This window comes from Stenotrophomonas sp. 10L48, from assembly GCF_056395105.1.
The window spans coordinates 257,562-275,887 of the sequence record NZ_JBFTIX010000004.1 but is presented as its reverse complement, the minus strand read 5'-3'; the positions used below and the strand labels follow the sequence as shown (position 1 = coordinate 275,887).

Below are 18,326 nucleotides of genomic sequence, written 5' to 3'. Positions count from 1 at the left end.
CACAGCGCCCTGCCATCCCGCAGGAAACCAGCTGTGGCTGTTGCTCTGGCTCCCGCCTCTGCGGGTGCCGGGCGCAGCCCGGCCGGGAACCCCCTCAGAACCGGAACAGCACCGTAGCCGCATGCAGCAGCAGCCCGATCAGCCCACCCACCAGGGTGCCGTTGAAGCGGATGAACTGCAGGTCGCGGCCCACGCTCAGTTCCAGCTGCTCGACCAGATGACGCTCGTCCCAGCTCTTCACCGTCTGCGCGATATGGGTGGTGACGCCCTCGCGCAGGCGCCCGGTGAGCCGCTGCGCGCCTTCCAGCAGGTGCTGGTTCAATGCCTCGCGCAACGCCGGGTCCGATTGCAGGCTGTCACCCAGCGAGGCCAGGCTGCGCTGCAGATGACCGACCAGTGCCGAATCCTCGCGCTGCAGATCGCCGCGCAGGCTGGCATGGATGCGCGACCACAGGCCCTGCACGTAGTCCTGCAGGGCAGGGTGGTCGATCATTTCCTGCTTGAGCTGTTCGATGCGCTCGGCCAGTGCCGGGTCTTCGCGCAGGCGCTGCACGTAGTTGCCCAGCCATTGTTCGTAGTCCTGGCGCAGCGGGTGCTGCGGCTCGGCCAGCACCTGCTGCAGCTCCTCAAGCACCGCGCGCGCCAGGCGTTCGGCAAGGCTGTCGCCGATCTCATCGATCGGCTTGACCCAGTTCACCGTGCTCGACAGCGTCGGCCATTCGCGCTGGATGTAGCGCACGATCAGCTGCGAGGCGCGCTCCTTCACTTCCGGTTGCTCCAGCCAACGCCCCAGCCGTTGCAGGCCTTCGTCCAGCACGCGCTGGTGGCGGCCATCGGCGGTCAGCAGGCCCAGCAGTTCGCCGGCGGTGGCAGCGGCGTTCCACTGCCTCAGCTGCTGCACCACGAAGCTGTGCAGCTGCCGCCGCACCGCAGCTTCATCGAAGAAGTCCAGCGCCTGCAGCGCCCAGCCACGGGCCATGTCGGCCAGCATCCGTGAACGCGCGGGATCGGCCAGCCAGCTGCCGAGGCGGCTGGCTGGATCGAATACCTGCAGCTTGGCCAGCAGCACCGTCGGTTCCAGGAACTGGTCACGCACGAACAAGGCCAGGCTGTCGCCGATGCGTTCCTTGCTACGCGGAATGATCGCCGTATGCGGAATCGGCAGGCCCATCGGCCGCCGGAACAGGGCAACCACCGCGAACCAATCGGCGAGCGCGCCAACCGCGGCGGCCTCGCAGAAGGCCGAGACCCAGGCCCAGATGCCGCGCTCGCCCTGCCAGTGGCTGACCGCGAAACCCGCCAGCATCAGCAGCAGCAGGCCAAGGGCGAGGGTTTTCAGGCGCCGCAGCTGGGCGCGGCGCGGATCGATGGCAGACGTCATGCCCGAAGTCTACCCGCAGGCCGGTGAGTACCCGGTAGTGCAGGCCGCTGGCCGGCAACCCATGAACGTTGGAAGCACCTTGCAGCTGCCGGCCAGCGGCCGGCACTACCGGGGGATGCTCAGAGCGTTTCCAGCTGCCTGCGCAGATGGGCCAGCTGCGCGCGCAGGGTGTCGTTCTCGCGGGTCAGGGCAACCACGCGGCGGCGCAGCGCCGGGGCATCCTCGCCAAGCTGCTCCAGCGCGGCCAGCACCTCGGCATCGCGGCTGGCGATCTCATCCTCGTTGGCCTCTTCGAAGTCCATTTCCGCCGACTCCGGTTCAGGCTTCGGCGCACGCGGCTTGCGCTTGGACTCACGCACGCGCTTTGCAGCCTGCTTCAGTTCATCCTTGCCACCGGCAGCCGCCGCGCGCTGCTCTTCTTCCGGCAGGTCGGCCACGGCGGCGGCGGCGCTGATCGAGATCATGCCGGCCTTCACCGCTTCCACCACCTCGGCCGCAGCCTGGGCGTGGATGCGCTCGATCATCCCCACCTGGCTGGTGCTCAGCTTGGCTTCGCGGGCCAGTTCGGCGCGGCTGATCTTCGGCGCCGGTTCCCACGGCGGGCTGTCTTCACCGGCCTCGTCGGCGGGCTCGGCGGTGCCGTCGCTTTCGCGCTGCAGCTGCGCCTGTTCGACCTGCTTGCGCGCGGACAGGATGTCGCGCTTGCGCAAGGCCAGCACGCCGCGCTGGAAATCGGAAACGCTGCGCCGGCCCAGGTGCTGCTCGATCATCCATAGGTGCACGTCTTCCATGCTCTGGAAGCGGGTGTTCTGCACGGTGTTGAACGGCAGTCCATGCTTCTGGCAGATGCCGAAGCGGTTGTGTCCATCCACCAGTACGTCGCCCCACAGTACCAGCGCATCGCGGCAGCCTTCGGCGAGGATGCTGCGCTCCAGCGCCTCGTGTTCGTCGGCGGTGAGCGGGTCGATGTAGGCCTTGAGTTCTTCTTTGACGACGATGTTCATGGGCACGGCAACAGGCAGGAGCGGAACCGCCCATTGTACCCGCTCGCCAGCACCTCCCTGGCCTCAGGCGGTGGCCCGGATCATCTCGCCCAGGGTGCCGGTGATCCGGTCGATCTGTGCCTTGTCCACGATCAGCGGCGGTGACAACGCGATGATGTCGCCGGTGCAGCGGACCAGCAGGCGCCCGTCGTGGAAGCAGCGGCGGAACACCTCGTAGCCACGGCTGCCGGGGGCATCCTTGCGCGGTGCCAGCTCCACCGCACCGACAAGGCCGAAGTTGCGGATGTCGATCACGTTCGGCAACCCCTGCAGGGCGTGCAGGCGCTCCTGCCAGTATTCGCCCAGCTCGATCGCGCGCTCGAACAACCGTTCCTCGGCGTAGATGTCCAGCGTGGCCAACGCCGCCGCGCAGGCCAAGGGGTGGCCCGAATACGTATAGCCATGGAACAGCTCGATGGCCTGTGGCGGACCCTGCATAAAGCTGGCATGCACGCTGTCGCCGACCAGCACGCCTCCCAGCGGCACCGCGCCGTTGCTGGCGCCCTTGGCGAAGGTCAACAGGTCCGGGGTGACCCCGAAACGCTGTGCGGCGAACGCCATGCCAACCCGGCCGAAGCCGGTGATGACCTCATCGAACACCAGCAGGATGCCGTGCTGGTCGCAGATCTCGCGCAGTCGTTGCAGATAGCCCGGCGCCGGCAGGATCACCCCGGCCGAGCCGGCGATGGGTTCAACGAACACCGCGGCAATGGTGGACGGATCGTGCAGGGCGATCAGCCGTTCCAGATCGTCGGCCAGCTCTGCGCCCTGGCGTGGCAGGCCCTTGCTGAACGCATTGCGTGACAGGTCCAGGGTATGCCGCAGGTAGTCCACGCCGCCGAGCTGCAGGCCGAACTGGCGGCGGTTGTTGGGCAGCCCGCCCAGTGCCATGCCGCCGAAGCCGACCCCGTGGTAGGCCTTCTCACGGCTGATGAAACGCGTGCGATGTCCCTCGCCGCGCAGGCGGTGGTGGGCCAGCACGATCTTCATCGCTGAATCCACCGCCTCCGAACCCGAGCTGGTGAAGAACACGTGGTTCAGCCCGGCCGGGGCCAGTGCCGCCAATCGCTGCGCCAGGGCGAAGGCCGGCGGCGAACCCATCTGGAAGGCCGGCGAGTAATCGAGGGTGGCGGCCTGCTCGGCGATCGCTTCGACGATGCGTCGGCGCGCGTGCCCTGCATTGCAGCACCACAGGCCAGCGGTGCCATCGAGGATGGCGCGCCCATCGACGTCCTCGTAGTGCATGCCCTCGGCACGTACCAGCATGCGCGGCGCGCCCTTGTACTGGCGGTTGGCAGTGAACGGCATCCAGTACGCGTCCAGTGAATCGGGGCGCTGGGTGGCCAGGTCGTGCAGGTCGCTTGCAGGGGTTTTCATGCCGGCTCCGTCGGGTCCGATGGGTGCGACTCTAGCGCAGCCGCGTCACGGTTCTGTCGGCAGGCATGGCCCGGCGAGCGCGCAGCGCGGTCGATCACGGTGGGGTCGCGGCCGCGCCGGTATAAACAAGGAACGTTGATTGCTGGAGCGACCCATGGCCGACTTCCCCGACCGCAGCCACTGGCAGGCCCTGCGCAGCCGCGTGGCGATTCCTGCGCAAGCGTTCATCGATGGCCGCTACGTGGATGCCGCCAGCGGCGCGCGCTTTGATTGCATCAGCCCGATCGACGGGCGTGTACTGGGTGCGGTGGCCGACTGTGATGCACAGGACGTCGAGCGTGCGGTGGCCTCGGCGCGCTGCGCGTTCGAGGCAGGCCACTGGTCGCAGGCCAGCCCCGCCCATCGCAAGCGCGTGCTGCTGGCGCTGGCCGCGCTGGTGGAGACGCACGCCGATGAGCTGGCCCTGCTGGAAACGCTGGACATGGGCAAGCCGATCCGCGATGCGCGTCGCATCGATCTTCCCGGCGTGGTGCGCTGCCTGACCTGGACCGCTGAAGCGGTGGACAAGCTGTACGGTGAAATCGCCCCCACCGGTCCGCACGAGCTGGGCCTGGTCACGCGCGAGGCCGCAGGCGTGGTGGCGGCCATCGTGCCGTGGAATTTTCCGCTGCTGATGGCGTGCTGGAAGATCGCGCCGGCATTGGCGATGGGAAATTCAGTAGTGCTGAAACCCTCCGAGCGCTCGCCACTGAGTGCGTTGCGGCTGGCCGCACTGGCGGCCGAAGCGGGATTGCCGGACGGCGTGCTCAACGTGCTGCCCGGTCACGGCTCACGCGTGGGCGAGCCGCTGGCCCTGCACATGGACGTGGACGTGCTGGCCTTCACCGGCTCCACCGCTACCGGCGCCAGGCTGCTCGAATACGCGGGGCGCTCCAACCTCAAGCGGGTCTGGCTGGAATGCGGTGGCAAGAGCCCGCACGTGGTGTTCGCCGACGCGCCGGACCTGGATGCAGCCGCCAAGGGCGTGGCGCAGGGCATCTTCTTCAACCAGGGCGAAGTCTGCACCGCCGGTTCGCGGTTGCTGGTGCAGCGTTCGATCCGCGATGACTTCGTGCACCAGGTGATCGCCTACGGCCAACGCATGCAGCCCCGCCATCCGCTGGAGGCCGATGCACCGATGGGGGCGCTGGTCGATGCCGCGCACGTGGACAAGGTACTGGCCGACATCGCCCGGGCCGAAGCCGATGGCGCGCGCCTGCTGCTGGGCGGCCAGAGAGCCGAAGTGGAGGCGGGCGGTTGCTACGTGCAGCCGACGGTGTTCGACCAGGTACGCCCGGAACAGGCATTGGCCCGCGAGGAAGTGTTCGGCCCGGTGCTGGCGGTGCTCGGCTTCGATGACGAAGCCGAGGCCGTGCGCTTGGCCAACGACAGTCGCTATGGACTGGCCGCCGGCCTGTGGACGCGGGATCTTGGACGCGCCCATCGCGTAGCCCGCCAACTGCGCGCGGGCAGCGTGTGGGTGAACGGCTGGGATGGCGGTGACATGACGGCACCGTTCGGTGGCTACAAGCAGTCCGGCAACGGTCGTGACAAGTCGCTGCACGCCTTCGACAAGTACAGCGAGATCAAGGCCACCTGGATCCAGCTGTAGACCGCGCTACCGGCAGCTTGCACTGACCTGCAGCACCGCCTCGCGCAGCAACTGCCGGTCCACTTCCTCCACTGCGTTCTGGAAGTAGTGCATGTCCTGCTGGCCCAGCGTGCACGGGTCAACCATGTAGCCCGGTGGCCAGGTGCCGAGCATCTGGGCAACACCCTGCAGGATCTGCTCGGGCGTCATTTGCCGGTGGATCCGGAAAGGTGGGCGACGGGGGGCGAACGCCGCATGCACCTCACGGCGGCCGATCAGCTTTGCGGCCACACCCTCGGCAGTGATGCCATCGCCACCATCGATGCTGCCAGCCGGCAGCCTCAGATTCAGTGGTTGGTTGCGCGCAGCCGCGCTGCGTTGCCGATCGACATGCGCTGAGCGCTGCTCGGCCTGCGCAGTAGGAAGCGCGGGGGCGTGCGGAATCTGGTGCGGCGCAGCCGACGGCCGTGATGCATCGACAACCTGAGGGCTCATCGGCGGCGCTTCCGGCGGCAGCCAACGCAGGCTGATCCGCGAATTGTCGTGTGCGATCAAGGCGATGCGCCCCGCATGCAACAGCCACCACAGCATCAGCAGATGCACCAGCAGCACCGCCAGCCATGCAGCCAGGCGAGGCAGCAGCGGGGAATCGGAGCATGACTGCGGGGCGGCAGAACTCATCGGTGAAGCATCCATGCAGGGACCGGTGGTGCAGCGTAGCGGCCCCCCGGAAAGAATTCGTTGGCGTCGGTGTCGCCTGAAACCATTGCCCCGGCGGGGCGGCCAAGCGTGGCAGAATCGGTCGATCCGCCGTTACCCGCCTTGCCGATGTCGACGATCACCGCTGCCGCGCCACCCGTGAATTCTCCCCGCCGTGTCCTGCTGGCCAGCCTGATCGGCACTACCATCGAGTTCTTCGACTTCTACATCTACGCCACCGCCGCGGTGCTGGTGTTCCCGCACCTGTTCTTCCCGGAAAGCAGCGACCAGGCCGCCTTGCTGCAGTCCCTGGCCACCTTCGCGGTGGCGTTCATCGCACGCCCGGTGGGCTCGGCGGTGTTTGGTCACTTCGGGGACCGTATCGGCCGCAAGGCCACCCTGGTGGCCGCGCTGCTGACCATGGGCCTGTCCACGGTCGCCATCGGCCTGCTGCCCACCCATGCGCAGATCGGCCTGTGGGCGCCGGCACTGCTGGCGCTGTGCCGCTTCGGCCAGGGGCTGGGCCTGGGCGGCGAATGGGGTGGGGCGGTGCTGCTGGCCACCGAGAACGCACCACCGGGCAAGCGCGCCTGGTACGGCATGTTCCCGCAGCTGGGTGCACCGATCGGCTTCCTTCTGTCAGCCGGCATCTTTCTGCTGCTCGGTCGCTTTCTGGGCCAGGACGATTTCCTGCAATGGGGCTGGCGCATTCCGTTCGTTGCCAGCGCGCTGCTGGTCGGCCTTGGCCTGTGGGTGCGGCTGAACATCCACGAGACACCGGATTTCAAGCGCGCGCTGGAGCGCAAGGCGCCGGTGCGCCTGCCGATGTGGACGGTGCTGCGCGACCATCCGCTGCCGATGCTGCTGGGCACGCTGGGTGCGTTCGCCACCTTCGTGCTGTTCTACCTGATGACGGTATTCAGCCTCGGCCATGGCACCGCCGTGCTCGGCTACAGCCGCGAGCAGTTCCTGCTGATGCAGATGGTGGCGATGCTTTTCTTCGCCGCCGGCATTCCGCTGTCGGCACGCTACGGTGATCGCTGGGGAACGCGCCGCACGATGGCCATCGCCAGCCTGCTGATCATCGGCTTCGGTGTGCTGTTCGCGCCGTTGTTCCAGGCCGGCAGCCCGTGGCTGGTACTGACGTTCCTGTGCCTGGGCCTGTTCCTGATGGGGCTGACCTACGGCCCGTGCGGCACGTTCCTGGCCGAAATCTATCCGGTGGAAGTGCGCTACACCGGTGCCTCGCTGTCGTTCAACCTGGCCGGCATTCTGGGCGCAGCCCCGGCGCCGTACCTGGCGACCTGGCTGGCCGAGCGTTATGGGCTGGTCGCGGTCGGCTACTACCTGAGCCTGACCGCAGTGATCACCCTGTGCGCGCTGCTCGCCCTGCAACGCCGCCAGCGCTGATCAGCCGAAGAAGCGCTTGAGCGTGCGGCCCAGCCAGCCGCCGCTCTGGTGCTCGCGGGCAAACTGGTTCAGGTGCTGCTTGACCTGTTCGGCATAGGCCTGGTCGTCGCCGCGGATGTGGTTGAACAGCCAGCGCGAGAGCATGGTGCGCAACTCGTCACTGATGTCCTCACCGGCCTGGAAGCGCATGCGGTATTCCGATACCCGCTTGATGAAGACCTCATGCACACGCTTGTGCGCGGCACAGAACGGGTAGCCTGCCTCCTCCATCAGCTCTTCTTCGAATGCGAAGTGCGACATGGTGTAGTCCACCACCTCGTCGATCACTTCGCCCACCGCTGCCCGCTGCAGGCTGGTCTGCGCCACGTGCAGGTGGTTGAGCATTTCGATGATGCGGCGGTGTTGCTGATCGATCACATCGATGCCGATGTTCAGATCGTCCTGCCAGACCAGTAGTGCCATCCCCGGCTCCCCTTCATGCTGATGTCGGGGCCGACTGTAGAGGCGCCGCCCACGGGCGGCGTTGATCTGGATCAAGGCATGCCTGTCAGGACAGCGCAGCCTCGCGCGGGCGCAGCGGGCTGGCCACCGTGGTGCAGCTGACCCGGTTGCGGCCTCCGGCCTTGGCCAGGTACAGCTGGCGATCGGCCTCGGAAATCAGCCGGTGCAGCGCATCACGCTGCGGCCGCAGGCAGCACAGGCCGATGCTGACCGTCATGCGCAGCGTGGCACTGCCGATGTCCACTTCCAGCGCGGCGATGCGCTGGCGCAGCTCCTCGAAATAGAGCAGGGCTTCGTCCTGTTCCATGTCCGGCACCAGCAGGCAGAACTCCTCGCCGCCGAAGCGCGCGATCAGGTCCTGGCCGCGCGCGTGGTCGCCGACAGCACGGGCTACCGCACGCAGCGCATCGTCACCCGCTTCGTGGCCGTGGGTGTCGTTGATGTGCTTGAAATGGTCGATGTCGATCATCGCCACCGCCACGCACTGGCCATGCAGCTGCAGTTGCGGCAGCTGGCGCTGGCTCTGTTCCAGGAAGCAGCGGCGGTTGGGCAGGCCGGTGAGGAAATCGCGGGTAGCGAGGTCCTGCAGCGTGCCGATCAGTTCCAGCTGGTCCACATTCTGCGAGACGCGGCAGAAGAACTCTTCACGCGAGAAGGGTTTGCGCAGGAAGTCATTGGCGCCGTTCTTCAGGAAGCGCGGAATGAGCGACGCATCGGTATTGCCGGAAATGCCGATCACCGCCACCTTGTCGCGCGAGCGCAGGGTACGCAGGCGGCGGGTGAACTCCACGCCCTGCATGCCCGGCATCTCCTGGTCGACCACGGCCAGGCGGATCGCCGGGTGCGCCTCGATCGCCGCCAGGCCTTCGCTGCCATCGGCCGCCTCGTACACCTCATGACCGTACATGCGCAGCAGGGCGGCGGCATAGCCGCGTGCGGACGGCGAGTCGTCCACCACCAGCGCGGCGATGCGCCGGTTGCGTTCCAGGCGCTGCACCAGCCAGACCAGATAGTCGATGCTGCCCGGAGTGTTCTTCAGCACGTAATCGATGATCTGCTGCTGCAGCACGCGCTTGCGCAGGTCCTCGTCGTACACGCCGCTGACCACCACGGTCGGCAGGTTGCGCTTGAGGAAGAACTCGACCACCGCGTCGCGGTCGCCATCGGCCAGCACCAGCCCGGTCAGCACCAGGAACCAGCCGCCTTCTTCACTGAGCAGGCGATCGGCTTCGGCCAGCGAGCTGGCCACCACCACCGGCAGCTCCAGGCGCTGTTCGATGGCTTCGCGCAGCATGCCGGTGAAGGCACGGGAATTTTCCACCAGCAGGATGCGCTGCGGCAGCGGATCGGCCAGGTCGCCATCGACAGCGGCCTGCGGCAGGACGGGCATGATGCGGTGGCTCACGTGGGAGGGCTCGGCACCGATAGCGGCGGTTTCAGGTGCAACTTTAGGACAAAAACGTCCGTACCCGCTGCCTGGCACATTGATTGGATGGGAAGCGGTTAGTATCTGCTGGAGGTTCCTGACGTTAACTTCGACCTGGAGGTCACTGTGCGATTTTCATGTTTTGGTGCGACCACTGCATTTTTGATTCTCGCCGCTGCCCCGGCATTCGCGGGCGGTCCGTCGGACTTCCATGGAAAGCCGTTGGCAACTGCTGGACTGGGTCAGGCAAGTCCTGCCGCGATCAATCTCAGTCAAGACCCCAGCTGGCAGCTGTTTGGATTCCAGCGCGATGGGATCACCTATCTACAGGTGAATGACCTGCTCGGAAACGTGCAGTTGATCATCGGCAATGCTGGAGGCACATACTGGGTGCTGCCGGCAGGCAACAACGCGGCCCGGGTTTCGCTGCCCCAGCAGCAGATCCAGATACCGGCAGGTGCCACCCGCTCGCAGATCTACAGCGCCAGTGATTTCTCGCTGGTGCGTTACCGCAGCGGCAGCGACGTTATCTGGTCGGTCGAAACACCGTAAAGACAGTGAGGAGCGCAGCGGCGTCGGGGTCTCCGCGCCGCTGCGATTGCCACGATGGACGCGGCCGAGCAGACCCCGGGCGTCAGGTCTGGGTCTGCGAGTTTCCCTGCCCGAAGGCCGTTACGTGATCCATCGCGTTGAACGATGCCATGCCGAGGGCGGCGGAATCATCCGTTTCCACCATCGCCATCCGTATCCGGTTCCGATGGCACTGCACTGTCCCGCCATACGCAATCGTCCGGCCAGCCAAGCGCTCGACCGTGGCGGTAACGGTGGACGGTGACAGGTTGCGGTATGAATCCAGTAGTGCGACCGTCATCAGGATGCCGCGGCGTCCGCCTGTCTGGCCGCAACGTACGCGGATGCGGATCTGGCCTGATTCACTGTTGATCAACAGCGAAACAGCATCGGTGAGTGCGCGATAGGCGGCTAGCTGCAGGCCGACGCTGAGCTGGCAGGGATCGCCGAGCAGGCGAGGGCGCATCACCCGATGGCTCAGGTCCCAGCTTTCACGTACGCCGCCGGCCTGGAGGGCGACATAGAGCCCGAGATGTTCCAACGCGGCCGGATAGACCATGCTGGTCTGTTCCCTGAACTGTCGCGAATGGACCGAAGCCATGTGCAGAAGGCTGTTCGCTATAGTGGGATGGCCCTGAGCATTGAGCCAGTTCACCACCTCGCTGAGCGAGGTGTCGATACCGTCCCCCAGTTTCCTCAGGTGCCGCGCGCGCTCGCGGAGATCTAGCTCGCTTGCCACCAGTGAATTTCGCGCATGCTTGAGCGCATCCCTTTCACCCACTTCGCCCAATCGCGAACGGTGGTAGTAGTGGGTAATGCGCGACCCCAGCACCAACAGTGCAGCGCCGGTGACCGCCATTATCTGCTGGGTCGCGAAGGCGGCTGGATCGAATGCTCCCGTGTAGGGACTGGGCGTGGTGAGGCCGATGATCAGGTTGAGCGAGGGCACTCCGATCGCCGCACCTCGCCAGCCGTACAGGCAGGTAAGCACGACGACTGGCAGCGCCATCAGCAGCTGCATCGACGTCTTGGCATTGACTTCGTCCAGGGGCAGCTGTGCGGCATACAGACCAATCATCGCCATCATCGTCAGGGCGGCGAGTGCAGGCGGGGCAAAGCCTGACGTCCACCGGGCGTTGCTGGTCCGTCGTGTCCACAGCAACGCGAGCGGCGCAAGGGTCAGAATGCCGATGAAGTCGCCAACCACCAAGCGTGCGATGCTGGCAAGCACCGGCATCTCGGGGGGTGTCGGCCAGAGAAGGTGTGCCAGCATCAGATTGAGCGCGGTGACCACCAGCGCCGAAGCCGCCGCGACTGAAATCAGCCACGCATTCTTCGTGGTCACCATCATCTTCCGGTGGAGATGCACGATCAGCATCACGGCAGGCATCAGCAGTGCCGAACCAAGTACGATCCAGGCCAGCCCATACTTCTCGATCATTGGCACGCGCATCTGCGCAAAGTAGGCATATTCGCCCAGCAGCAGGTATGGCCACCAACGCGGGGGGAACAACAGCACTGCAGCGACGCGGACGCCGGCCGGCAGATAGAACTGGTCGAGCGACAACTGGCGCGACGCCCAGCATGCAACGGCGTACAGCAGCGCAAGGACCAGCCCCGCCGGGCGGATACGCAACTTCAGCTGCAGGCCTTCATTCCACCAGTTCAATCGCACTACCCCTTCACAGTACGTTCCCTGTCAGCATCCATTCGCCGCGGGACCCGGTTCTTAGCGACGGTATCGACACGCGTTCGATTATGCAATCGCCTCAGCGCTCGGCCCGGCAAGTGAGAAAGTCATCACAGGAATGCCGGCGGCGACGAGTTTCACAGTTTTCGGGGGGCGGTAGATTCAGCTCGCTTCCTGATCAGCTCACCACAACGCATCCCGCAGCTTGTACCAGGACATGGCCGCCACCAGCAGCGGCATGCGCAGCAGGCGTCCGCCGGGGAAGGGGCCATGGCGCAGGCGCTGGAACACGTCCAGCCGCTCGCTCTGGCCAACGATGGCTTCGGCGATCACTTCACCGGCCAGCCCGGCCGCTGCCACGCCGTGGCCGGAGAAGCCCTGCGCGAAGTACACATTCCCATCCAGCCGGCCCCAGTGCGGGGCACGGTTGCGGGTGATGTCCACATAACCGCCCCAGACCTGCTGCAGCGGGATGTCGGCCAGTTGCGGGAACACCTCGTGCATGCGCCGCTGCATCACCCGGTGCAGGCCCGGCGGCGGCAGCGCGGAATAGCTGGCGCGGCCACCGAACAGCAGGCGGTGGTCATGGCTGAGCCGGAAATAGTCCAGCGCCCAGGCCGTGTCGGAGACCGCCATGTTGTTCCCGATCAGGGCGCGGGCGCGTTCGGCCCCCAGCGGTGCACTGGCGCCGATATACGTACCGACCGGCATGATGCGCCGCTCAAGCTCGGGCACCAGCCCCTGCAGCAGGGCGTTGCCGGCCACCACCAGCTGCGGCGCGCGCACGCTTCCGTGGTCGGTATGCAGCACCGCATGTGCGCCGCGTTGAATGCGCGTCACCGGCGATTGTTCGTGGATGACCACCCCGGCTGCGCGCGCGGCATCGGCCAGCCCGCGGGCGTAGGCCAGCGGATGCAGGTGGGCGCTGAGTGGGTCGAACATCGCCGCGCGGTAGCGCGGGCTGTCCAGTTGCCCACGCAGGGTATCGCGCTCCCACCACTGCATCGGGTAATCGTAATGTCGCTGCAGGTGTTCGCAGTTGGCGCGCAGGTCGCGCTCGTGGCGTGCGCGGATGGCAACGCTGGCGTGGCCCTCCACCCAATGGCACTCGATGCCATGCCGGTCGATGCGCGCGCGCATCGCCTGTACCGCCTCGCGCGACCAGTCGAACAGGCGGCGCGCATCCTCGTGGCCGAGCTGGCGTTCCAGCTCGTCCACTTCGCAGCCGTAGCCGACCAGCGCCTGGCCACCATTGCGGCCTGAGGCTCCCCAGCCGATCCGCTGCGCTTCCAGCACCACCACCCGCTGGCCGCGCAGGGCCAGTTCCAGTGCGGCGGTGAGGCCGGTATAGCCGGCGCCCAGTATCGCCACATCGGCACGCAGTTCACCGCGGAACGGCGGCAATGCGGGCGGTTCGGGCAGGCTGCAGGCGTACCAGCTGGGCGGGAAGGCGGCGCTCACCGGCGGCCTCGCAGGAGCGGGAAAGGGCGTCGGAGCGGGGGAGGACGGTCGGGCTTCACGCCGATAGTTTGGCCCAAGCCGGGCGCCCGTGGTGTGAGGGCAGCGGCTTGCCGATGCCGATGCCGGGCGCGTACCTTGATGCCACGCCAAGGAGTTTCCCCATGCGCCGCCTACCCTGGGTGGGCCTGCCCACCGACAGCACCGTGCTCGGCCATCATCGTTTCGCGGTGGCCGGGGAAAAATATGTGCGTGCGTTGGTTGACGCTGCGCAGGCAACACCGCTGGTGCTACCGAGTCTGCAGCCGCCGCTGCCGGCGCGCGATTGGCTGCAGGGCCTGGATGGCCTGCTGCTGACCGGCGCGGTCAGCAACATCGAGCCGCAGCATTACGAAGGGGGTCGCACCTGGAACGGCAACCGGCATGACCCGGCGCGCGACGCCACTGCGTTCGCGCTGCTGCACGAGGCGCTGGCGTTGGATCTACCCGTGCTGGCGATCTGCCGCGGATTCCAGGAGTTGAATGTGGCGCTCGGTGGCACGCTGCATCCGCAGGTGCATGCAGTGCCCGGCCTGGCCGACCATCGCGAAGACCCGCAGGCGCCGGTGGAGGAGCAGTATGGGCCGGCCCATGCGATCACCCTGGCCGATGGGGGGTGGCTGGCGCAGTGGTGTGCCGCCGATCGGGTGCAGGTCAATTCCGTGCACGGGCAGGGCATCGCACAGGTCGCCGAAGGCCTGCAGATCGAGGCCTGGGCCGATGATGGCCTGGTCGAAGCAGCGCGCAGCCCGCGCCATCGATTCGTGCTCGGCGTACAGTGGCACCCGGAGTGGCGTGTCATGCAGACGCCGTTCTATCACGCTATTTTCCGTGCGTTCGGCCAAGCTTGCCGGCAGCACCAACAGAATCGACTGGAATCCCCATGAGTTCCCGAACGCGCCCGCGCAAGACGGCCACGCCCCCGCCCCCGCAGGAAAGCAGCCTGCTGCGCTGGCTGAAGGAGCGGCGCATCACCGAGGTCGAATGCCTGGTTCCGGACATCACCGGCAATGCGCGCGGCAAGATCATCCCGGCCGACAAGTTCTCGCACGATTACGGCACGCGCCTGCCCGAAGGCATCTTCGCGACCACCGTCACCGGCGAATTTCCGGACGATTACTACGACCTGACCTCGCCGTCGGACTCGGACATGATCCTGCGCCCCGACCCGGACACCGTGCGAATGGTGCCGTGGGCGACCGACCCGACCGCGCAGGTCATCCATGACTGCTACACCAAGAACGGCGAGCCGCATGAGCTGGCGCCGCGCAACGTGCTGCGCCGGGTGCTGGATGCGTATACCGAGCTCGGCCTGCGGCCAGTGGTCGCGCCCGAGCTGGAATTCTTCCTGGTGCAGAAGAACACCGATCCGGATTTTCCGCTGCTGCCCCCGGCGGGCCGCTCCGGTCGCCCGGAAACGGCGCGGCAGTCGTACTCGATCGACGCGGTCAACGAGTTCGATCCGATCCTCGACCTGATGTACGACTACTGCGATGCGATGAAGCTGGACGTGGATACGCTGATCCACGAATCCGGCGCGGCGCAGCTGGAGGTCAACTTCACCCACGCCAATGCGATGGATCTGGCCGACCAGGTGTTCCTGTTCAAGCGCACCATGCGCGAATCGGCGATGCGCCATGGGGTGTATGCCACCTTCCTGGCCAAGCCGATGGAGAACGAGCCGGGCAGTGCGATGCACATCCACCAGAGCCTGCTGCGCATCAGCGATGGCCAGAACGTGTTCACCGGCGAGCACGGTGGTGAGGACTTCAGTCCGCTGTTCGCCCATTACCTGGCGGGCCTGCAGAAATATGTGCCGATGGCCATGGCGTTCTTCGCGCCGAACGTGAATTCCTACCGGCGCCTGGTGTTCGGTGAGGTCTCGCCTAGCAACGTGCACTGGGGCTTCGACAACCGCACCTGCGGCCTGCGGGTGCCGCTGGATACGCCGGAGAACATGCGGGTGGAAAGCCGCTTTGCCGGCTCCGACGCCAACCCTTACCTGGCGATGGCCGCGACCCTGGCCTGCGGGCTGCTCGGCATCCGTGAGCGCCTGGCGCCGGATGCGCCGGTGACCGGCAGCGCCAAGGAACTGGGCTACGACCTGCCGCGTTCGCTGGGTGAAGCGCTGGACGGGCTGGAGCAGTGCAGCGAGCTGCAGGCCCTGCTCGGCGAGCGCTTCTGCCGCGCCTACACCTCGGTCAAGCGCAAGGAATACGAGACCTTCTTCCGCGTGATCAGTTCGTGGGAACGCGAGTTCCTGCTGCTGAACGTGTGAAGGCCGCGAATAGAAAAATCCCTCGCCGGGGGGTAGGCTGGCACCCGTCGCCGGCCCGGCCGGCCCCCCTTTCCGCATTCTGGAGCACCCGATGAAGCTGCGTATCCTCACGCTCGGCCTGGCCTCCGCCATGCTTTCCGCCTGTGGCGGCGGCAACGGCGGCGGACAGGACAGCCAGGTCCTGAACGTCTACAACTACAGCGACTACATCGCCGAAGACACCATCCCCAACTTCGAGAAGCAGAGCGGGATCAAGGTCACCTACGATGTGTTCGACAGTGACGAGATGGTCGAGACCAAGCTGCTGGCCGGCAACAGCGGCTACGACGTGGTGGTGCCGACGCTGAACTTCTTCGGCCGGCAGATCCAGGCCGGCGTGTTCCTGCCGCTGGACAAGTCGAAGATCCCGAACCTGGCCAATCTCGACCCGGCGGTGATGAAGCGCATCGCTACCCAGGATCCGGGCAACCAGTACGGTGTGCCCTACATGATCGGCACCACCGGCATCGGCTACAACGTGGACATGCTGAAGGAGCGCTTCGGTGGCAGCACCGACATCGCCAACAGCTGGGACCTGGTGTTCAAGCCGGAAAACATCAGCAAGATGAAGGACTGCGGCGTGACCATCCTGGACACGCCGGCGGACATGATTCCGATCGCGCTGCACTACCTGGGCCTGGACCCGCACAGCGGCGATCCGGCCGACCTGCAGAAGGCGGCGGACCTGCTGAAGTCGATCCGCCCGTACGTGCAGAACTTCCACTCCTCGCAGTACGTGGGCTCGCTGGCCAACGGCGGCACCTGCCTGGTGGTGGGCTGGTCGGGTGACATCATCCAGGCCCGCGACCGTGCGGCCGAGGCCAGCAATGGCGTGCACGTGGCCTATTCGATCCCGAAGGAAGGCGCGCCGCAGTGGTTCGACATGCTGGCCATCCCGAAGGATGCCAAGCATCCGGAAGCGGCCTACGCGTTCATCAACTATCTGCTGGAACCGAAGGTGGCCGCGGCCAACACCAACTTCATCCACTACGGCAACCCGGTGCCGACCGCGACCCCGCTGGTGGACGAGGCGATCCGCACCGACCCGACCATCTACCCGCCGGCCGACGTGGCCGCGAAGATGTTCACCTATTCGATCAACACGCCGGAGACCGACAAGCTCTACACCCGGCTGTGGACCGAGGTGAAGACCGGTCGCTAAGCGTTTCCGGTAGCGCCGGGCCTTGCCCGGCAGCTGCCTTGCCCTGCGCCGGAGCCGGTACTGCCGGCCCGGCCAAGGTGCCGCTGGATGGCGGGCAACAGGTCGCGCGCATCGCGACCGCCGTTGCACAGGAATGATGAGCTCATCCGCTGCAGGTTGTGCATCCCGATGAAGAACAGGCCAGGCTGCGGGGAGACACCGAACTCGCCGAGCGGATAACCGTGTTCGTCCAGCACGCCGTCCACATGCAGCCACGGCCATTCGGCGACGAAGCCCGTGGCGAGGACAACCGAGCGGATGCCGGCAGCGTTCAGATCAAGTTCGCGCGGCGAGGCGTCCGGCTCCCAGTGCAGGTACACCTCTTCGGGAATGTAGCGGGCATCATCGGTGCGCGGTTCGGGCCGCGTGGCGTAGTACCCGCTTGCCAGTGAATCGAGATAGGCGTACTCGGCCCGCGTTGCTTCGACCGCAGTGCGCAGCTGTGGGCGGACATCGGCGAAGCGCGCGATGTCCGCGTCGAAGCCCTGCAGGCGGCCCAGCAGCGTGATGCCCTCGCGATGCATCGACAGCAGGCTGATCGAGCTGCCCAGGCCTGCGCGTCCCTTGCCGGAAATCAGCGGGAACTCTGCGGTCCGGGCCTTGCGCAGCGCGTCCGGCTCCCCGGCGAGTACCCCGGCCGATTCACTCACATGCTGGTGGATGCGTCCGGCCATGTCCCACCAGGTCATCGAATCCTTGCCGCGCAGCCGGCGCGTATGCGAATGGCGCTCGGCCAGCGACCAATACACGGTGCGGCCGCTGGCGCGGAGATCCTGGGCGATCTGCGCGCCGGACTGGCCGCCGCCGATGACCAGCACAGCGCCGTCGGGAAGCTGCCGGCAATTGCGGTAGTTGCTGGAGTGCAGTACCGCCAGCGCCGGCCCGGGCGCAAAGGGAACGCGGGGCATCCGGGGACGGCCGTATTCGCCGGTGGCCACCACCACCGCAGCGGCCTGGATCGGCCCGCGGCTGGATTCGATGGCGTAGCCGCCCGCCTTGGGCGTGACACGCAGGACCGCGCAGCCTTCGTGGATCGGCAGTGACCTTTCGCAGGCGTAGTCGCGGAGCCGCTGGATCACTTCCGGTGCAGCCATGAAGCCCTCCGGGTCGTCGCCCGCATAGGCGTGGCCATGCAGGGCCATCGTCGCGTTGGCGGTGTTGGTCTGGAAGGAATCCCAGCGCCGCCGCCAGCTGGCGCCCACGGTTTCCGCCTCCAGTACGCGATGCGCGAGGCCGGCCTCCTGCAGGACCGCGCTGAGTGACAGCCCGGCCTGGCCGGCGCCGATGATCACGACGTCACGCGGCGTAGATGCGGACGGGCAGCAGGGGAGAACCGGTGATGATTTGGAGTGGGCCATGTCGGATTCACTGGAGGGTCGAGGTGATTCCCCAATGACAGCGCGTGCCGGGTCAATGATTTCTGCTCTGAAAAACGTTGCATCTGCATGGATTGGCCGCGGACCAAGGCGAAGGCGTTGGTCGCCGGGCGTCGGTGCCGTTGCACCAACGGGCCATTGGCGACAAGCCGGTGGTCGGGTCTCACGCTGATGCGATCGCCACGTTCACTCCGCGTCGGCGCCGCCT

Annotated in this window: 15 protein-coding genes; 6 read left to right on the top strand and 9 right to left on the bottom strand. The window is 66.7% G+C overall.

Going from position 1 to position 18,326, the window contains the following annotated elements:
* Nucleotides 1–94: 94 nt before the first annotated feature.
* The 3 genes from AC1DCU_RS08710 to aptA all read right to left on the bottom strand — a co-directional run bounded on the left by AC1DCU_RS08710 (nucleotide 95) and on the right by aptA (nucleotide 3,801).
* Nucleotides 95–1,381 (bottom strand): DUF445 domain-containing protein, encoded by a 1,287-nt coding sequence (locus AC1DCU_RS08710; protein ID WP_025875354.1) that lies wholly within the window; start codon nucleotides 1,379–1,381, stop codon nucleotides 95–97.
* Between the two features lie 119 nt (nucleotides 1,382–1,500).
* Nucleotides 1,501–2,385 (bottom strand): ParB N-terminal domain-containing protein, encoded by an 885-nt coding sequence (locus tag AC1DCU_RS08705; RefSeq protein WP_025875352.1) that lies wholly within the window; start codon nucleotides 2,383–2,385, stop codon nucleotides 1,501–1,503.
* Nucleotides 2,386–2,448: 63 nt separating this feature from the next.
* Complete coding sequence (gene aptA / locus AC1DCU_RS08700) at nucleotides 2,449–3,801, bottom strand: omega-aminotransferase AptA (RefSeq protein ID WP_032975670.1); 1,353 nt, start codon at nucleotides 3,799–3,801, stop codon at nucleotides 2,449–2,451.
* 154 nt (nucleotides 3,802–3,955) lie between these two features.
* Here aptA and AC1DCU_RS08695 point away from each other — a divergent pair, with 154 nt between their 5' ends.
* Entirely contained in the window at nucleotides 3,956–5,452 is a 1,497-nt protein-coding gene (locus AC1DCU_RS08695; RefSeq protein ID WP_032975672.1) for an aldehyde dehydrogenase, read from the top strand.
* Between the two features lie 6 nt (nucleotides 5,453–5,458).
* On the opposite strand, the gene AC1DCU_RS08690 is transcribed toward AC1DCU_RS08695, so the two are convergent.
* The gene (locus AC1DCU_RS08690) at nucleotides 5,459–6,112 is read right to left on the bottom strand and encodes a hypothetical protein (protein WP_235189913.1); all 654 of its coding nucleotides are present in this window, start codon (nucleotides 6,110–6,112) and stop codon (nucleotides 5,459–5,461) included.
* 147 nt (nucleotides 6,113–6,259) lie between these two features.
* On the opposite strand from AC1DCU_RS08690, the gene AC1DCU_RS08685 reads away from it, so the two are divergent.
* Nucleotides 6,260–7,540 carry an MFS transporter gene (locus AC1DCU_RS08685; RefSeq protein ID WP_442251041.1) on the top strand — a complete coding sequence of 427 codons (1,281 nt, stop codon included), beginning with the start codon at nucleotides 6,260–6,262 and terminating at the stop codon, nucleotides 7,538–7,540.
* Here the strand turns inward: AC1DCU_RS08685 and AC1DCU_RS08680 are convergent, their stop codons facing one another.
* Together AC1DCU_RS08680 and AC1DCU_RS08675 are read right to left on the bottom strand one after the other, a co-directional pair.
* Complete coding sequence (locus AC1DCU_RS08680) at nucleotides 7,541–8,002, bottom strand: bacteriohemerythrin (protein WP_025875341.1); 462 nt, start codon at nucleotides 8,000–8,002, stop codon at nucleotides 7,541–7,543.
* An 85-nt stretch (nucleotides 8,003–8,087) separates the two neighbouring features.
* Entirely contained in the window at nucleotides 8,088–9,431 is a 1,344-nt protein-coding gene (locus AC1DCU_RS08675) for a diguanylate cyclase (protein WP_032975733.1), read from the bottom strand.
* Nucleotides 9,432–9,689: 258 nt separating this feature from the next.
* On the opposite strand from AC1DCU_RS08675, the gene AC1DCU_RS08670 reads away from it, so the two are divergent.
* Nucleotides 9,690–10,019 (top strand): hypothetical protein, encoded by a 330-nt coding sequence (locus AC1DCU_RS08670; protein WP_235189914.1) that lies wholly within the window; start codon nucleotides 9,690–9,692, stop codon nucleotides 10,017–10,019.
* 82 nt (nucleotides 10,020–10,101) lie between these two features.
* On the opposite strand, the gene AC1DCU_RS08665 is transcribed toward AC1DCU_RS08670, so the two are convergent.
* Nucleotides 10,102–11,712, bottom strand: coding sequence for an MASE1 domain-containing protein (locus tag AC1DCU_RS08665; protein ID WP_258954209.1), 1,611 nt, complete (start codon nucleotides 11,710–11,712; stop codon nucleotides 10,102–10,104).
* A gap of 198 nt (nucleotides 11,713–11,910) precedes the next feature.
* Nucleotides 11,911–13,188 carry an NAD(P)/FAD-dependent oxidoreductase gene (locus AC1DCU_RS08660; protein WP_425602675.1) on the bottom strand — a complete coding sequence of 426 codons (1,278 nt, stop codon included), beginning with the start codon at nucleotides 13,186–13,188 and terminating at the stop codon, nucleotides 11,911–11,913.
* A 161-nt stretch (nucleotides 13,189–13,349) separates the two neighbouring features.
* On the opposite strand from AC1DCU_RS08660, the gene AC1DCU_RS08655 reads away from it, so the two are divergent.
* The 3 genes from AC1DCU_RS08655 (at nucleotide 13,350) to AC1DCU_RS08645 (ending at nucleotide 16,703) form a co-directional block, all read left to right on the top strand.
* A complete protein-coding gene (locus tag AC1DCU_RS08655) occupies nucleotides 13,350–14,111 on the top strand; it encodes a gamma-glutamyl-gamma-aminobutyrate hydrolase family protein (RefSeq protein ID WP_282280272.1) in 762 nt (253 codons plus the stop codon).
* Entirely contained in the window at nucleotides 14,108–15,502 is a 1,395-nt protein-coding gene (locus AC1DCU_RS08650) for a glutamine synthetase family protein (RefSeq protein WP_025875326.1), read from the top strand. The genes AC1DCU_RS08655 and AC1DCU_RS08650 overlap by 4 nt, the downstream gene beginning before the upstream one ends.
* A gap of 91 nt (nucleotides 15,503–15,593) precedes the next feature.
* Complete coding sequence (locus AC1DCU_RS08645) at nucleotides 15,594–16,703, top strand: polyamine ABC transporter substrate-binding protein (RefSeq protein WP_032975677.1); 1,110 nt, start codon at nucleotides 15,594–15,596, stop codon at nucleotides 16,701–16,703.
* Here AC1DCU_RS08645 and AC1DCU_RS08640 read toward each other — a convergent pair.
* Nucleotides 16,700–18,100, bottom strand: a complete 1,401-nt coding sequence (locus tag AC1DCU_RS08640) for a flavin-containing monooxygenase (protein ID WP_051584953.1) — start codon at nucleotides 18,098–18,100, stop codon at nucleotides 16,700–16,702. The genes AC1DCU_RS08645 and AC1DCU_RS08640 overlap by 4 nt on opposite strands.
* Nucleotides 18,101–18,326: the final 226 nt, after the last annotated feature.

What these genes read in the sequence shown, in the direction of transcription:
- AC1DCU_RS08710 (WP_025875354.1), bottom strand. Translation starts at nt 1,381, where the DNA reads ATGACGTCTGCCATCGATCCGCGCCGCGCCCAGCTGCGGCGCCTGAAA.
- AC1DCU_RS08705 (WP_025875352.1), bottom strand. Translation starts at nt 2,385, where the DNA reads ATGAACATCGTCGTCAAAGAAGAACTCAAGGCCTACATCGACCCGCTC.
- aptA (WP_032975670.1), bottom strand. Translation starts at nt 3,801, where the DNA reads ATGAAAACCCCTGCAAGCGACCTGCACGACCTGGCCACCCAGCGCCCC.
- AC1DCU_RS08695 (WP_032975672.1), top strand. Translation starts at nt 3,956, where the DNA reads ATGGCCGACTTCCCCGACCGCAGCCACTGGCAGGCCCTGCGCAGCCGC.
- AC1DCU_RS08690 (WP_235189913.1), bottom strand. Translation starts at nt 6,112, where the DNA reads ATGAGTTCTGCCGCCCCGCAGTCATGCTCCGATTCCCCGCTGCTGCCT.
- AC1DCU_RS08685 (WP_442251041.1), top strand. Translation starts at nt 6,260, where the DNA reads ATGTCGACGATCACCGCTGCCGCGCCACCCGTGAATTCTCCCCGCCGT.
- AC1DCU_RS08680 (WP_025875341.1), bottom strand. Translation starts at nt 8,002, where the DNA reads ATGGCACTACTGGTCTGGCAGGACGATCTGAACATCGGCATCGATGTG.
- AC1DCU_RS08675 (WP_032975733.1), bottom strand. Translation starts at nt 9,431, where the DNA reads ATGCCCGTCCTGCCGCAGGCCGCTGTCGATGGCGACCTGGCCGATCCG.
- AC1DCU_RS08655 (WP_282280272.1), top strand. Translation starts at nt 13,350, where the DNA reads ATGCGCCGCCTACCCTGGGTGGGCCTGCCCACCGACAGCACCGTGCTC.
- AC1DCU_RS08650 (WP_025875326.1), top strand. Translation starts at nt 14,108, where the DNA reads ATGAGTTCCCGAACGCGCCCGCGCAAGACGGCCACGCCCCCGCCCCCG.
- AC1DCU_RS08645 (WP_032975677.1), top strand. Translation starts at nt 15,594, where the DNA reads ATGAAGCTGCGTATCCTCACGCTCGGCCTGGCCTCCGCCATGCTTTCC.
- AC1DCU_RS08640 (WP_051584953.1), bottom strand. Translation starts at nt 18,100, where the DNA reads ATGGCCCACTCCAAATCATCACCGGTTCTCCCCTGCTGCCCGTCCGCA.